13 protein-coding genes are annotated in these 15656 nt (G+C 45.0%); 2 read left to right on the forward strand and 11 right to left on the reverse strand.

Annotated features, from left to right (window positions below):
- Positions 1-32: 32 nt before the first annotated feature.
- From AB4Z17_RS01320 to AB4Z17_RS01345, 6 genes are all read right to left on the reverse strand, one after another.
- A complete protein-coding gene (locus AB4Z17_RS01320) occupies positions 33-1364 on the reverse strand; it encodes a family 43 glycosylhydrolase (protein ID WP_441957656.1) in 1332 nt (443 codons plus the stop codon).
- A gap of 207 nt (positions 1365-1571) precedes the next feature.
- The gene (locus tag AB4Z17_RS01325; protein ID WP_430056004.1) at positions 1572-2543 is read right to left on the reverse strand and encodes an N-acetylglucosamine kinase; all 972 of its coding nucleotides are present in this window, start codon (positions 2541-2543) and stop codon (positions 1572-1574) included.
- Positions 2544-2571: 28 nt separating this feature from the next.
- Positions 2572-3564, reverse strand: coding sequence for a LacI family DNA-binding transcriptional regulator (locus AB4Z17_RS01330; RefSeq protein WP_339206164.1), 993 nt, complete (start codon positions 3562-3564; stop codon positions 2572-2574).
- A gap of 84 nt (positions 3565-3648) precedes the next feature.
- Positions 3649-4989, reverse strand: a complete 1341-nt coding sequence (locus tag AB4Z17_RS01335; RefSeq protein ID WP_179089816.1) for an ABC transporter substrate-binding protein — start codon at positions 4987-4989, stop codon at positions 3649-3651.
- Between the two features lie 59 nt (positions 4990-5048).
- A complete protein-coding gene (locus AB4Z17_RS01340; protein WP_441912427.1) occupies positions 5049-5930 on the reverse strand; it encodes a carbohydrate ABC transporter permease in 882 nt (293 codons plus the stop codon).
- Positions 5927-6715, reverse strand: coding sequence for a carbohydrate ABC transporter permease (locus AB4Z17_RS01345; RefSeq protein ID WP_441957659.1), 789 nt, complete (start codon positions 6713-6715; stop codon positions 5927-5929). The genes AB4Z17_RS01340 and AB4Z17_RS01345 overlap by 4 nt, the downstream gene beginning before the upstream one ends.
- A 528-nt stretch (positions 6716-7243) precedes the next feature.
- On the opposite strand from AB4Z17_RS01345, the gene AB4Z17_RS01350 reads away from it, so the two are divergent.
- Entirely contained in the window at positions 7244-7390 is a 147-nt protein-coding gene (locus AB4Z17_RS01350) for a hypothetical protein (RefSeq protein WP_441957660.1), read from the forward strand.
- A gap of 96 nt (positions 7391-7486) precedes the next feature.
- Here AB4Z17_RS01350 and AB4Z17_RS01355 read toward each other — a convergent pair whose 3' ends face one another.
- From AB4Z17_RS01355 to AB4Z17_RS01370, 4 genes are all read right to left on the reverse strand, one after another.
- Positions 7487-8485, reverse strand: a complete 999-nt coding sequence (locus AB4Z17_RS01355; protein ID WP_441957662.1) for a LacI family DNA-binding transcriptional regulator — start codon at positions 8483-8485, stop codon at positions 7487-7489.
- A 258-nt stretch (positions 8486-8743) separates the two neighbouring features.
- Entirely contained in the window at positions 8744-11017 is a 2274-nt protein-coding gene (locus AB4Z17_RS01360; protein WP_441957664.1) for a glycoside hydrolase family 3 C-terminal domain-containing protein, read from the reverse strand.
- A gap of 49 nt (positions 11018-11066) precedes the next feature.
- The gene (locus AB4Z17_RS01365; protein ID WP_441912430.1) at positions 11067-11312 is read right to left on the reverse strand and encodes a hypothetical protein; all 246 of its coding nucleotides are present in this window, start codon (positions 11310-11312) and stop codon (positions 11067-11069) included.
- A gap of 274 nt (positions 11313-11586) precedes the next feature.
- The gene (locus AB4Z17_RS01370; protein ID WP_441957666.1) at positions 11587-12063 is read right to left on the reverse strand and encodes a CcdC family protein; all 477 of its coding nucleotides are present in this window, start codon (positions 12061-12063) and stop codon (positions 11587-11589) included.
- 420 nt (positions 12064-12483) lie between these two features.
- Between AB4Z17_RS01370 and AB4Z17_RS01375 the strand changes: the two genes are divergently transcribed.
- Positions 12484-14577: a GxGYxYP domain-containing protein gene (locus tag AB4Z17_RS01375; protein ID WP_441957668.1), complete on the forward strand. Its 2094-nt coding sequence runs from the start codon at positions 12484-12486 to the stop codon at positions 14575-14577.
- Between the two features lie 86 nt (positions 14578-14663).
- Here AB4Z17_RS01375 and AB4Z17_RS01380 read toward each other — a convergent pair whose 3' ends face one another.
- Entirely contained in the window at positions 14664-15620 is a 957-nt protein-coding gene (locus AB4Z17_RS01380) for an alpha/beta fold hydrolase (protein ID WP_441957670.1), read from the reverse strand.
- Positions 15621-15656 lie beyond the last annotated feature (36 nt).

Consider the following 15656-nt stretch of genomic DNA (forward strand, 5'->3'; position numbering starts at 1 on the left):
ATTTGTTGTCGCGGGGGCTGCTGCATATTCCCTCAATCCAGAAACGGACTAACCGTTATGCTCACGACACTAATCTCGCCATTGCCGCCTGTGAGCCTAATGATATTGTCATCACCTGGCTCTAGCTGAACGGTAATGCTGGCAAGGCCGCTATAGTCCAGCAGACTTCCTGTCGACAGTGCATTAAGCAAGGAATAATCATGACCATTCACGGTCAGGTTTAGTTTGGCGAGTCGCTCTGCCGTTGCATAACGAATATGAATGGCCGCTCTTCCGCCTTTTTCTCCGTTGATAGCTTGAAACTCACAATAAGAGCCCTCAATATCCAAACGATTAACGACACTTTCTCCTTGCTCGTTTGCTTCAACAACCGCTCCTCCGTCCACACGGCTGGCAGAGTAGGTTTTCTGATTTGTGTTAGGAGCCGGAGCATCCCCTACAGGCTTGACGCCTTCTTTGGTTTGAACGACGGTCTGGATCGTTCCATCTTCATTAAAATACAAATAATCAATACACATGCTTCTTAAATTGCCTTGGCCCGAAATTTCCTGATTGTGATAAAACAAATACCACTGCCCCTTAAACTCCGCCACAGAACCGTGAGTAGTCGAGCATCCAGTCGGCTCTAGAAAAATACCTCTATATGTCCATGGTCCAAGCGGATGCTTGCTGGTAGCATATCTCATGCGGTTGTTTCCATCTAAATTATCGGCGTAGGTCAGATAGTAGAGGTCTGCCCTTTTGAAAACCCAAGCCGCCTCATGAAAATCCTCCAGTCCTTCCATCTCGCGCATCTCGCCGTTAATGGACATCATATCGTCGTTCAGCTCGCCGCCCTCGCATCTGCTGCCCCCGCCATAATACATATAAGCACGTCCATCATCATCAACGAGCACGCATGGATCAATGAGTGCAAATCCGCCCAGTCCCGAGATATAACCTTGATCCTTAAAACCGCTTCCTGGTTTTTGACTCGTCGCCACACCGATTTTCCATGTATCATTCCAATTTGACCCGCTGGGATGCGGGTAATAGAAATAATAGGTTCCGTTCTTGTAGGCACAATCGGGCGCCCACATGAAGCCGCCTTCCGGCCTGCCCCATGCTACATCGTCTGAACGAAGAATTTCACCCTCATCCAACCAATTGACCATATCGGAAGAGGAGTACACATGGTATCGATCCATTAAATCACAGCCTCTTGCCGGATCCATATCATGTGAAGCATAAATATAAACCTTGCCGTCCTCCCAAACATGAGCAGAAGGGTCAGCCGTATATATTGTAGTTATTATCGGATTTTGAGATGTTAACTTCACATGTTTACGTTCTACTGGAATACCTTCATTTTTTATCATGTTCATCTATTCCTCGCTCTCCAGCCTATATTTTATAAACTTAACCAAATGATTAGCTTACTCCAGCATAACTCGACTTACCTATACGTCACCATGAGACGATATTAAACAATCTAGTCGATTTGAATAGCATCTTCATATGCCACGTTCATTACATTTGTTTTAAAAAGCCAAATAAAAAAAGAGCACCATCAACGGTGCCCTCCAAAAAAATCAATAACTATATTCCGACACGGATCTTAAACGGTCGTAGACTTCCCACGGCAGCGTATTCCCTTCAGCTTCAAAAGCAAGCCACACCGCTCCGACAACCGGTTCAATCTCGAGCTTAACTAATGATGCATCTGGAGCACAGCTTTTGACAGCTTGTTCAATATACGGGTGAATAAAACTTGCCTCTCCCCTAGTAAGTACGCTGCCAGCAAGGACAACATCGAACTTGTCCGCCTCCATCCTCAGACGTTGAATGACAGCCCGCGCCGACTTGCCCAGCTCCTCCCCCTGCACTCGCAAAATCGTTAATGCAACCTCATCTCCCTGTTCTGCTGCTTGAAACAGCAGCTTCACTGTTCTAAGCGGGGGTGTTTTATCGTGATTCAAATAATCGTTGAACATGCTCTCCACACTGTCGTAGCCTTGGTCCTGCAGGAGGAGGTTCGTCAATATAGTCGGCCGCTCGCGCCCATCCCAAGCCCGAATAACCGAGCGGAAAGCTTCAATGCCTAAGTCGCTGCCACCGCCGAAATCTCCGAAAGCATAAGAGAAGCCTCCGCACTGATAAAACTCATTCCGAGAGTTAACGCCCGCGCTGTTCGTCCCAGCACCACAAATCAGTACAACGCCATACGGCTGATCCGTTCCCGCTCGAAGAGCTATCGCTGTATCGCAATTCACTTCATGCTTTGCAAATCCCAGTTCTGCGATCATAGGTCTCAATATTTCATAATCCGCTTCCCTGTCAGCACCAGCCAATCCAAAATAAGCGAACTGAATGTCACTGTGGACTACATTTGCTTCTTGTAATGCCATCTCAACCGATTCGCGTATGTTGCGTTTGGCCGCCTCATAATCAACCTGATGATTGCCGTTCCCGCTATTCCCTTTTCCTACAATTCTGCCCGACTCATCTGCAATCAGCGTGTACGTCTTGCTGCCGCCGCCATCTACACCCAAGTAATATTTCAACGGATACACTCCCTTGATTTCATGTTTGTTATTGCCTCAAAGAAGTTGTCTCCCGAATAACCAGCTCAGGGCTCAATTGAACAGTGACATTTCTTTTGGCTGCACCGCTTATGCTCTTCAGAAGCAGTTCAACCCCCATCCTTCCAATTTGCGCGGCCGGCTGGCGCATCGTCGTCAGCTTCGGGTGAAACTCCGTGGCAAGAATCTGATCATCAAATCCAATGATCGAAATTTGCTGAGGTATCCGAATTCCTTCAATTATAAAAGCATTCATAGCGCCGAGCGCCATATTATCATCGGACGCAAATACCGCAGTCGGCAGTCTGCCAGCGTCCATCCAGCTTCGAGCAATTCGATAACCCGTAGATATTTCAAAATCTCCGCGCTCCACACAGAAGGGTGTTATGCCCGCTTCTTCCAATGCGGCATGGTATCCTCGTTCACGCTCTCGACTGCTCAGAAACAGCTCTGGACCACTAATATGCGCGATATCCCTATGCCCCAAATCGATTAAATGTTTGGTTGCTTCATATCCACCATAAAAATTGTCTACGATGACAGAGGTTGCTGGCGAATTCATCTGCTGATTATCGAGCATGACAAATGGAATTCGGTTTCTCTTAAGCTCTAATACGTACTCATCCTCACGTATGGGTGACAATAAGATGACGCCATCGACACGGCCTTCCTGAAACAATGATCGATGGATGTGATCATCCTCTTCTGTTGAAATCGATAATGCAAGAAAATAGCCGTTTTCCGCAAGCCGATCATTAACCTCCTTCACGACCGCATCGAGAAACGAGTCATGCAAAGTTGTTAACGCTAGTCCGATTATGCCTGTTTTTCCTCGTGCAAGACTCCTTGCAGACGCATTAGGGTGATAATCAAGCTCCTTCATAGCCTGAAGAACCCGCTCCCGGTTGCTCTTTCTGACACTTGGCAAATTGTTTAATACCCTTGATACTGTCACAATGGATAATCCTGATTTTTTGGCAACGTCCACAATGCTTACCTTCATAAGAACGCCTTCCTCAGACTAGTAGTAATTATGCTTTGTATAAAATGGAGGGGAGCAGCCTAAATCGCCCCTCCCCTTAACCCATTACTTATTCACTCTTGCCAAAAGATCCTTCAGCTTCTGTTCAATGACTGGCAGCACATCCTCAACCTTCTGCTTTCCGTTCTCTACACCTGAAAGTTCATTGATGAACAGCTCATTGATTTGAGAGTAATTGGAAATCAAATGATTGTACGATTCGAAGCCGTATTTATAAGCGCCTTCAAATACTTGTTTAATGCCAGCTGGATCGATGCCTTCAAAGTTGCTGTAATACTTTTCTGCAGCTGCTTGGTTGACCGGAGGATTGCCTCCGCTAAGCTCGATCGATTTCTCCTGAATTTCAGTTGTAACCAAGAACTTAATCCACTCCGCAGCTTCCTTCGGATGTTTCGAATCCTTAAGTACAAATAATGGATCCACGTAAAGCACGCTCCGCACATCACCTTTTGGACTTACTGGAACCGCAGCAACACCTACTTTAAAGTTGAAATCTGCAGCGGCAGCAAGGCTCCATGAACCAACTACAGACATCGCGATTTTACCCGATAGGAACGGATCGCCGAATTGCCCGGATACGGATTGGGAGAATGCTGGCGTTGGCGACACTTTCAAATCATGAATGAGACCATAAAGTGTTTTGTAAGCATCAATCACATCAGGCTTAGTCAGATTAATTTCGGAAGGTTTGCCGCCATTTGTCCATGTATCATCGGAGTAAACATTCGCACCGAAGTATTGAGGACGTTGGTCGCGCTCACCAAATCCAAAGTCGACGCCATATTGAGCTTCCTCCAAATTTTCAGAGTCAACGGTCAGCTTCTTCGCATATTCGACCATTTTGTCGAATGTCCAGCTTTTATCCTCGTAATCAGTTGGAGGGTAAGGAAGTCCCGCTTTATCAAAAAGATCCTTGTTGTACAGCATGACGGTCACGTAGCTATTTAACGGAATACCATAGGTTTTACCATCAACCTTGTAGATGTTCATTACATCTTCCGGAATATTGTAGTCCGCTGCTTTGAAGTCTTCAAAATAAGGGGTCATATCCATCAGCATATCTTTATTGTAATATTCCATAAAACCGCCATAGCCCCAGTGAGAGGTTACGTCCGGGGCATTTTTCGCGGCAATAGACGATTGCAGCTTGGAATCAAACTGTTCATAAGGTGCTTTAGTCACTTTAACTTTGATGTTCGGATGTTTTGCTTCAAACTCAGGAATCAGCTTCTCTACAAACGTTCTGTCCGGCGAGTCAATCGTATAATGCGTGATCGTTACCTGCTTTTCTTTGCCGGAACCCTCGTTTCCGCCGTTTGAGCAAGCGGTTGCAAACATCGATAATGCGAGAATAGCGGTAATGGATAACCATTTCTTGTTCTTCATTCTAATTTCCCCCTTGATTTTATTAGATTCCATACAAGCAAGCTAAAACGCTAAAAAAACTATTTAATGCCTGTAAGTACGATTCCCTCAACGAATCTCTTCTGTGCTACCGCAAACAACACGATAATTGGCAGTACGGAAAGAATCGAAGCGGCCATCAGTAAATTCCAAGGCGCTAAACGAAACTTCGATGACAGCATAGCAGCCATCCCTACTGGAAGCGTGAAGTTCTCCTGCGAATCTAAGTAAAGTACAGGGGTGAGCAGGTCATTCCAACTCCAAATGAATGAAAATATAGCAACCGTAGCGAGCGCTGGTCCTGCTAAAGGCAGCGTAATATTCCAGTACAGTCTGAACTCGCTGCAGCCGTCAATCCGGCCGGCGTTATAAAGCTCGTCAGGCAGCGTAGAGAAAAACTGTCGCAATAAAAAAATCATATAAGCTGACCCAAAGAAAGCGGGCAGAATCAGCGGCAATAATGAATCATGCAGTCCAAGATTCATAAATAATAGGAACTGCGGAATCATAATCGCTGGATAAGGAAGCATCAATGTGCTGAGCACTAGCATGAACATCAGCCCGCTGCCTTTTCCCTTATATCTAGCAAATCCAAAGGCAACGAATGATGATGAAAGCACCGTTCCAATAACTGTGAATAGGCCAACAATCAAGCTGTTCTTATATTGCTGTCCGAATTTAATTTCGGTATTGGTAAACAATTCACGGAAATTTTCCCACGCAAACACTTTTGGAATAATTGTTGGGGGAAACATAAGCATTTCTTTCGTCGTCTTCAGGGATGTCGAGAGCATAAACCAAACCGGTGACAGCATCGTAATCGTTACCGCTAATAAAATTAGAAATCCGACAATTTGCGAAAGCTTTAGCTTTCTTTTGACAATAATTCGCTTTGAGCTCGCGTCATGGGTCACTTCACTCATTTGCTGCCCCCTCCTTCGTAGTAAACGTAACGTTTCGACGTTCTCATGATAAAGTAGGTGACAACGAGTACTGCCACGAGAAGGATCCAGGCCATGGTAGACGCGTATCCGTAGCGGAAATTTTTGAACGCATTGATGTAAATGTTGTACACGTAAAACCATGTAGAGTAGTTCGGTCCACCACGCGTGATGGTATAGGCCTGTGTAAACACTTGGAAGGATTCARTGACACCGATGATAAGCTGGAACAGAAAAACGGGCGAAATCATTGGAAAGGTTACATTCCAAAATGTTTTCCACCGGCCAGCGCCGTCGAGCCTTGCTGCCTCCAGCAGATGAGCCGGCACACCTTGCAGACCCGCTAAGAAAATGAGCATGCCTGCGCCGAGTCCCCAGAACGACATAATGATGAGCGCCCACAAAGCGTAATTCTCATCCAGGAACCAGTGAATGGGGTCAATTCCGAAAAAAGATAATCCATAGTTGAACAATCCCGCCTGTGGATTAAACACCCAAAACCATAACAAGGCCATGGATACGCCTGAAATCATACTTGGAAAATACATCGCTGTTCGGAAAAAACCGTTAAAAGGAATCTTTTGGTTAATCAAGATTGCAAACATAAGTGATAAAAACAACGTAATAGGAACACTAATAAGCGTGTACTTGAGCGTAACCATTATCGAATTATAAAACTGTTCATCCTGAAAGAGCTCTTTGAAATTGTTTAATCCCACGAAAACAGGCGGGTTAATAATATCGTAGTCTGTGAAGCTGTAGTACAATGATGCGCCTACTGGATATAAAGCAAATATGAGAAAACCAATAATCCATGGCGAAATAAATAAATAAAAGTGTTTGTTTTCTCGTCTCTGAAATTTGCTGTTCTTCAGTAAAACCGCCCCCTTCCATTTGGTTTCCTATTCCTCTTGGCCTTAAAAGAAGCAAATTTAAAAACTCTTAATCGCTCTCTTGTATGCCCCTTTTTTCCGCCATTACTTTGCTTCTGCATTTCATCGAAATCGCTTTTCAAATCACCTCTTTTTCTCTCTGTTATTGCTTTTCATCCACGAAAGTTAAACCGCTTTAATATTCAACATGAGTTTATACCGACATTCAAAATATGTCAATTAATATTTTTTTTGTTTATTATGGATTATAGATTCCCTTTACCTAGTACAAAAACGCACGGTTTCTGTTTTTGTCTTTACTTGTCTCTTATAAGTATCAAACGTATATTTTGTCGTATATTTTGTTTAAACGTTTAAACTTTATTATGTGAAAGCGCTATTCAATTATCGGGTTCTCTTAAAATGATTAATGCTGATATTGTTGAGGGCGGGACATTAATTATTCCACATATTACTTTGAAGCTAAATAAAGAAGGCATAATTACCGATTCCCCATTAAAGCAGGAGTTAATAACCGCGCTTCAATCACTTGAGCAGGCTTGCTACTAGAATTAATAGCCACTCAGCCAAATTAAATAGAAAGAGCCAGCGCAATTACTATACAAATAGTAATTGCGCTGGCTCGTTTGCTCATTATTATTAAACTTAACGCCCTCTAGGCGCTCCCGTCGATTTCCTCACCATTAACTCCGGATCAAACTCCATGATCGTATTTCTTTTTGGAGAATCCTTGATTAGCTTCAGCAAAATATCCACACCCTGCCGCCCAATTTTCTCAAATGGCAAACGGATGGTTGTCAGCGCAGGATGGAATTCTTCCGCATAGATCTGATCGTCGAAACCTACGACGGATACATCTTGAGGAATGCGAATCCCTTCATTTTTGAAAGCGTCCATTACGCCTAAGGCCATAAAGTCATCTGCTGCGAATACCGCTGTAGGCAGCTTGCCTGCATCGATCCAGCGCTTGGCAATGGCGTAGCCTGAAGGAATATCAAACGATCCTTGCTCCACTTCAAAAGGCTGCAAGCCTGCTTCTTCGAGCGCGAACAGAAAACCTCTCTCACGCTCACGGCTGCTCAGAAACGGATCTGGCCCGCTAATATGAGCGATTTCGGTATGTCCAAGGTCGATGAGATGTTTGGTTGCATCATATCCGCCTTTGAAATTATTAACAATAACAGAAGGAACCGTCGGATTGCGCTGCTGATTATCAAGGATGACAAAAGGAATTTTCCGCTTCTTCAGCTCCATCACATATATATCTGCATTAATTGGCGAGAGCAAAATAACTCCATCTACACGGTCCTCTTGAAACATCGAACGATCGAATGAATCCTCGTCCCCCTGCGAGATGGAGAGTGCCAGGAAATAACCCTGCTCTGCCAAGCTATCATTAATTTCTTTGACTACAGCGTCAAGGACAGTATCATGCAATGTCGTCAAAGTTAGACCGATAATACCGGTTTTGCCGCTTGCAAGACTGCGGGCTGAGGCGTTCGGATGATAGTCCAGGTCCTTCATGGCCTGCAACACTTTTTCTTTATTTTTCTGGCGCACGGATGTCGACTTATTAAGAACTCGGGATACCGTTACAACCGACAATCCTGACTTCTTGGCAACATCGAATATACTAACCTTCATTGATGAACCGCTCCTGTTAAACGCAATTTACATAAACATACCACATTTACCACTAGATTTCACATAAGTTGAGACTTTATTAGAGTAAATTTATGTTTTATTCCATTGACAGGTCTATATTCTGGTTTTGACCGTAAAAGGCACCTCGCATCCCTGCCCAATTGTGGATCGGCATATAAAAGCTTTGCATTAATTGAATAGAAAAAAAGAACCGTCACGTGGAAGGACGGTCCTTTTGTAAAATCTATTTTGCTCCGACTATGAATGGTTTAATTGGTGAAGCAAGCCGTTTAGCATTTCGTCTGTAAACGCCCCTTGGCTAAAGGACACCAAGCTGCGAAGAGGCATAAATTTCATCATCGCGGCCATCATGTCTGCCATTTCGTTATCCTCAGACATCAAGATTCCCATTCCTGCTTGAACCTGCTGCATAATGCCTTGCACGATTGGACCCTTCTCCGTATCGCTTATTAAGTCACCGAGAAGGCTATTGCGATGATACACAACTTTCAGAGGGACAGTGGATTGAACGCGCAGCGTCTCGCCTAGAACAATATTCTCCGATGAACGCCCAATAAGAACAGCAAAGTCTCCGCTCTCGACATGCCAGTCTTTTAGAGCAACATTGTAATAAGCGAAAGATCGTTTATCCAGCGTAAACGTTATCTTCTTTTGCTCTCCAGGCTGCAGCTCTACCTTGGCAAAACCTTTCAGCTCTTTCTCCGGCCGAATTACGGTGCTCTCGACATCTTGAACGTACAGCTGAACGATTTCTTTGCCGGTGCGTGTTCCTGTGTTCTTAATCGTGACGTGAACGTTTACCGTTTCCGTATCCTTTATTTCCTTGCTGTCTATCAACAGATTTGTGTACTCGAATGTTGTATAGCTCAGACCATGCCCAAACGGAAACATCGGCTTAACGCTCTTTGAATCATAGTAGCGATATCCGACAAAGATGCCTTCCCGATACTCCGCATGATCTGCCTCGCCTGGATAAAATAGAAATGATGGATTGTCGCTTAGCTTAGCAGGAAATGTCTCTGCCAGCTTGCCGGATGGATTCGCTTCTCCAAACAGGACGTCAGCAATTGCACCGCCAACCGCTTGCCCTCCTAAGTAAGCCTCCAAAATGGCTCCCACCTCGTCAGCCCAAGGCATCTCGATAGCCGAACCATTCATAAGGACAACAACGACGTTGCTTTGCACACTCGCTACAGCCTTAATCAACTGATTCTGATTACCCGGCATATTTAGATGTTTTCTATCGTATCCCTCAGATTCATAACGGTCGGGAAGACCCGCAAATACAACAGCCACATCAGCTTCGCCAGCAGCCTTCTTCGCTTCTTCCACGAGCGCATCATCAATATTATCGTTATCCAGCGAGTAACCCTCAGCATAAACAATGAATGACGAGTCTCCAGCCAGCTGCTTCATTTCCTGCAGCGGATTATCGAGCGCAGTCGGCACGATATGCGAGCTGCCGCCGCCTTGAAACCTAGGTTTTTGAGCGAATGCGCCAATGACCGCCACTTTTTTTCCTTTGCTAAGCGGCAGCAGCTGTTGTTCATTTTTCAAAAGCACCATACATTCACTAGCAACCGTGCGAGCTAGCTGATGATGCTCTCCCACATTGTAGGAAGCGTTCTCTTTTTTCTGATCAACGCTCATAAAGATAATCCGAAGCAGTCTTGCAACAGCTTGATCGAGCAATTCCACGGATAGCTTGCCGCTTTGAACGGCCTCTATTATTTTTTTGTCGCCACTGCCGTTGCTGGAAGGCATTTCTAGCTCAAGCCCCGCTGCAAGCGCATCTACTCGCTCATCTACCGCACCCCAGTCGGAGACAACAAAACCTTCATGGCCCCATTCTTCCTTCAAAATATCCGTTAACAAAAATTCGTTTTCCGAAGCATACGTTCCGTTTACTTTGTTGTAGGCGCTCATGACCGTCCATGGCTTCCCTTTTTTCACCGCACCCTCGAAGCTTGCCAAATAAATTTCACGCATCGTCCGCTCGTCGACAATCGCATCAACTGACATCCGGCGGTGTTCTTGATTGTTGAGTGCAAAATGCTTGAGTGAAGTGCCAACACCCTGGCTTTGTACCCCTTGAATATGGCTTGCCGCCATTTCCGAGGATAGGAAAGGATCTTCAGAAAAGTATTCAAAATTCCGTCCGCATAGCGGCGTCCGCTTGATGTTCGCGCCTGGTCCAAGTAAAACAGCCACATCCTCCGCTTGGCATTCCTCGCCAAGAGCCACGCCTACCTTTCCAACTAATTCACGGTCCCAAGAGCCGGCAAGCCCCGCCGCTGATGGAAAGCAGGTAGCAGGAACGCTATCAAAAATACCCACATGGTCAGAAGAGCCCTTTTGCTTACGCAGCCCATGAGGTCCATCCGTTACCATTATAGAAGGAATATTTAGTCGTTCAACACCCTTTAGATGCCAGAAATCGAGCCCCGAGCACATTCCTGCTTTTTCTTCTAAAGTCATTTGGTCAATAAGCGCTTGAATATCAATTTTCATTTAAAATCCTCCTCTATTATGTTTCTCATTACACCTATGTTTAGACGCCTTAAGCTCTGAATACAGCATTAGGATTCTCATGCCTAGCCGTACTAAAGAGAATGCTGCCTGCGATAAATAGGACAATAAATGCAGGATGCTCGCCGAAGTTTTCAAAAAACTGTCCAAACAAGGAGTGTTCCTCGTTATATATCGCTTTGGACAAGCTCAAATCAGCAAAACTAAAAACGATCATGACTGCGACCCACAAGAGCACAAATCCCCAAATAAAGAGACGCATTCCTTTCGATGTCATATCCATACCCCTTTTCGAAAAATGTATTACAGCAAGCGCTTACATTTATTCAAAAAAGATAGAAGCTGCGACTAAACCATTACTTCCAGCATGGTCATGCCTCATTTTCAAATACCTCCTCATCCCCATTGGTGCATCCCAATACGTTGATTATAAAATGCCAATTCCACAAAATATGGTATAAATTTCAGAAAAATAGTATTTTAATGAGATGTTGTGAAAACAGAAAAAAAGGAGCTCCTTTAAAAGGGCTCCTTGAGTGCCAGAATAGCGATTATACTTTTCGTACCGTTTGAAGCTGTACTAATCTCCGAAATTTAATATAAGAAACGACTCGCCATGGGATGACGTAGAAGAACGCTAAAATCATAAACAAAGCAGCCAGCGTTTGAGGTTCAATTGTGGACATGTAATGGTGAAGCTCGAAACGAATAGCAATGACAACAAGAAAAGCGACGATGAATCCCCAGTTCTTCTTGGCGTATATAAGATGATCATCACGAATTTCATAGTTTGTGGTCCATATTAGAGGAATCGAGAGGATAATACCGATAGCCGCAGCAATCAAAAATTCGTAAAACGGCGCATGGACGTTGGAATTAAATATCAACAGCAGGCCCGGCAGCATAAATAGAATCGGGTACAACAGCCTTTTGCCGTCTCCTCGAATGGGGCGGTAAAAGCTCCTTGTTCGTCTCCACAGCACGAGGGCAGCAATGCCAATGACAAACACATAAAATGAGCTATCCATTTCAACACCGCTTTCTACAAATTAAATATTGAATTTCCATAATTTATATTATACCTACTCGAAGGAAATACCTGCAATACGATTCCTTTGGATATAAAGGGATCACTATGTGAAGTATATGCTGCACGCATACTCTCCGCCAATTATATATATTTAATATATATAATTATTGTATGCAATACTCATGGTTTGGCTATGTAAAAGGGACTATTGTCTATCTCTTTTGCGCTATAATCCTTTAGGTCTCGAGTTGCCTTCTGTTGGAACCTTTGTCGAAACGATTGTATTAAACATAAATATATTTAATATATAGTTTAGGTACTGCCGTATGCGCATTAGCGAAGCCGCCTAAGAAGGAGGGAATGGAAAAGGCGCTATGACGATGGTATTACCCAATCAGATGAGACGAGGTGTAAGATCGTGATTCGAAAACTTACTGTCACATGTCTGGCTATCGTATGTACGCTGTCTTTAACGCTTGGCGCTTCAGCACCAGCTGCAGCAACTGCGGAATCCAAATCCGGCAATAGCTCCATTAGCTGGCCAAACAAGCAAGCGCTTCCATCCTTTGCAACCCCCAAAAAACTAGATGTAGCTGATATTTATGATGCGCCAGGGGACATTAAGCTTCTGCTTGCAACGCTGCAGGGTATCGTTAACCGTGAGGAGCCTCGAATATATCTGCTGGAAAACCAAGAAGAAGGCAAACTGACCTGGCTAAAAGATTTGAAGGTTCCCTACAATGTGCATGCAGATTACTGGGATATCGTCAAAAAATATAAAAAAGAAGTAAAAGGCATCATTGTTTACGATCCGAAGGTTGCTGATACCGTCAATGTAGCGACTACTCTTGCTGGGTTAAAGGATGCCGTTGTCGCTAGCCCTGCTCTCGCCGCGCAGTTGAAAGCAGCACCTTTTAACCTAAAAGTGCTCGATGATTTACAAGGCAAATTCAAAGACCGTTTGGATGCTTACACATGGCAATATGAGAATCTATGGGCCAAATCGACACATCGGATGTTAGTCGGATTAAGCCCTGACACATCTGTTAGAATACCCCCCGGACTCCCTGAATCGTTCAAGACCATTGCAGAAGACACCACGCAGGAGCGCGATGGCAAAAATAAAAATACGTACGAGCTGGATTTGACGAGCAATTTGGGCAAAGAATCCGTATTTCTTCGCTTCGAGGACGCTTTCCCTCAGGATGGCTGGGGATCCGCCGTTCATGAAGTAACCGTGAAGGCAGACGGGCAAACAATCGCACAGTTCATTCCAGGTACGCCTGAGGAAGAGGCGTTTCTGTACGACCGCCAAAGCTCTCAAGTATCAACAGGTCAAGGCGGACACCGATTCGCAGACAATGGCCGATACTTCGTCTATAAGTTTACGCCGCCTGCAGGTACAAAGCAGTTAACTGCCTCCGTCCTCATGTGGAATCAATTTAAGGTATCGGCAGGCAATATCCAGCCGCCAACCTCAGACCAGAAGGAGCCTTACGGCTACCTCCGTGATTATGCAGTTGCGAACAAAGCGATGGTGTTCTGGCTTGATTCCAACGTGCCGGAACAGAAAGCGCTTTTCGAAAAAATCTTATCAGGCGTCAAGCCAGGCACCCCTTACTTAGGCTGGTTCAATAATGACGTTGAAGGCGAATTCAGCTCCGTAGAAATTACATCCAATTACAGTGTCTACGTGCTTGCGGCCGACTGGTTCAGCAACTTAACGGTTTTCTCGGGTACAAAGGCAAAGGCAGTCAAAGCCAAAACGCCTAAGGCGCCTAAGCTTGCAAATAAAATTTACGTCACATACACCTTCAGCGAAGGCGACAACTTCCAATACAATCAGCATAGAATGCGTATCCTATGGGATGATCCTGCTCGCGGAAAAGTACCGATCAACTGGACATCAAGCCCGCTTCTTTATGACGGCGCACCCGCTATTCTGAACTATTTCCAAAAGACAGCGACGGAAAACGACCTCATCATCGCTGGTCCGTCTGGATCAGGATACTTCTATCCAGAAGCATGGCCGGAAGCCACATTCTCTGATTTCCTTAAGCAGTCTTATACGTATATGAAGCAAACAGGAATGACCGTTCCGTATGTGCTGAATCGTGTGAACAGCGTGAATGTTCCGCTCAGCGCATCAAAGGCAGCTGCCTATGAGAAGTTTTACAAGGCAAAAGGACTATTCCTAAGCTGGGAAGATCATTACGGCGTCGAAATCATAAACGGTACACTGCCGGTATCCACGATTCAAGGCATAAGTACCGCACAAGACGGGAAAAACATTTTGGCAGCAGCCAAAGCAAAATGGGATGGAAAATCACCATTATTCGTATCACTCGGGCTGCTCGCATGGAGCATGACACCTTCTGATGTTGTGGCGATAACAGAATCGCTCGGACCGGAATATCAAGCTGTACGGGCTGACCACTACTTCTCACTTATCCGCGATTACAATAAACTGCCAGCCAAATCGCAGCTAGCAGAGGACGAAAACGAGGATTAGATTTAAAGTGGACGAGGCTTTTGTTAAAAGTGGAACCAAAAAAACTCTGACCAAAGGTCAGAGTTTTTATTTCTACATCATTCCTATTAGTTCAAGAAAAATTGAATCGTACGATCCGACGAACCCGGCAAATGCTCATGCCCGAAGTCCGGATAGATGGCTAACTGCTTAGGAGAAGTTATTTTGTTATAAGCTGCAAACTGTGTGGAAGGCGGACAAATGGTGTCCATGAGGCCAACAAACATCAATACTTCGCCGCGAATGCGGTTTGCAAGAAATTGAAGATCGATATAACCCAGCTTCTCAAAAATTTCATCCTCGCGCTCATGCAGCGGATCAAAATAACGGAAGAAGGTACGAAGCTCCTGATACGCGTCCTTCGCCAAATCCATCTCCCACGTGCGTTTATAATCGCAAAGGAATGGGAAAACAGGAGCTAGCTTCTTTACTCTCGGTTCAAGCGCCGCACAAGCAATCGTAAGCGCTCCGCCCTGCGAACCGCCAGCTGCATAAACACGTTCTGGATCAACCTCAGGCAAGCCCAGTGCGATGCCCGCCAATTGTGCAGTATCCAAATAGATATGACGGAACAACAGATTGTCCGGATGGTCATCTAATCCCCGAATAATATGACCCTGATGTGTATTTCCCTTCACATTGCCGGAATCCTCAGACTCCCCGCCTTGACCACGGCAATCCATAGCTAGAACGGAGAAGCCTAATGCGGCATAAGCCAGCTTGTCACTCCAATCGCCTGCATTTCCCGTATAGCCATGGAATAATACGACTGCCGGATGCGGCTCTGCCATATGTTTTGGCCGAACATATTTTGCATGGATACGAGCCCCGCGAACGCCCGTAAAGTAGAGATCGAAGCATTCCGCGTTCGGAGTCTGAAATGAGCTTGGAACGAGCTTAATTTGTGGATCTACAGCACGCATCTCAGCGATCGCACGATCCCAATAAGCATCAAAATCAGCAGGACGAGGATTAATTCCTTGGTACTCTTTTAACTTCTCAAGCGGCATGTCAACTAACGGCATTTACACTCATTCCTCTCAAATATAATCGATTTATTA

Origin of the sequence: Paenibacillus sp. TAF43_2, assembly GCF_052113545.1 — a bacterium.
In the GTDB taxonomy this organism is placed as follows: Bacteria; Bacillota; Bacilli; order Paenibacillales; family Paenibacillaceae; genus Pristimantibacillus.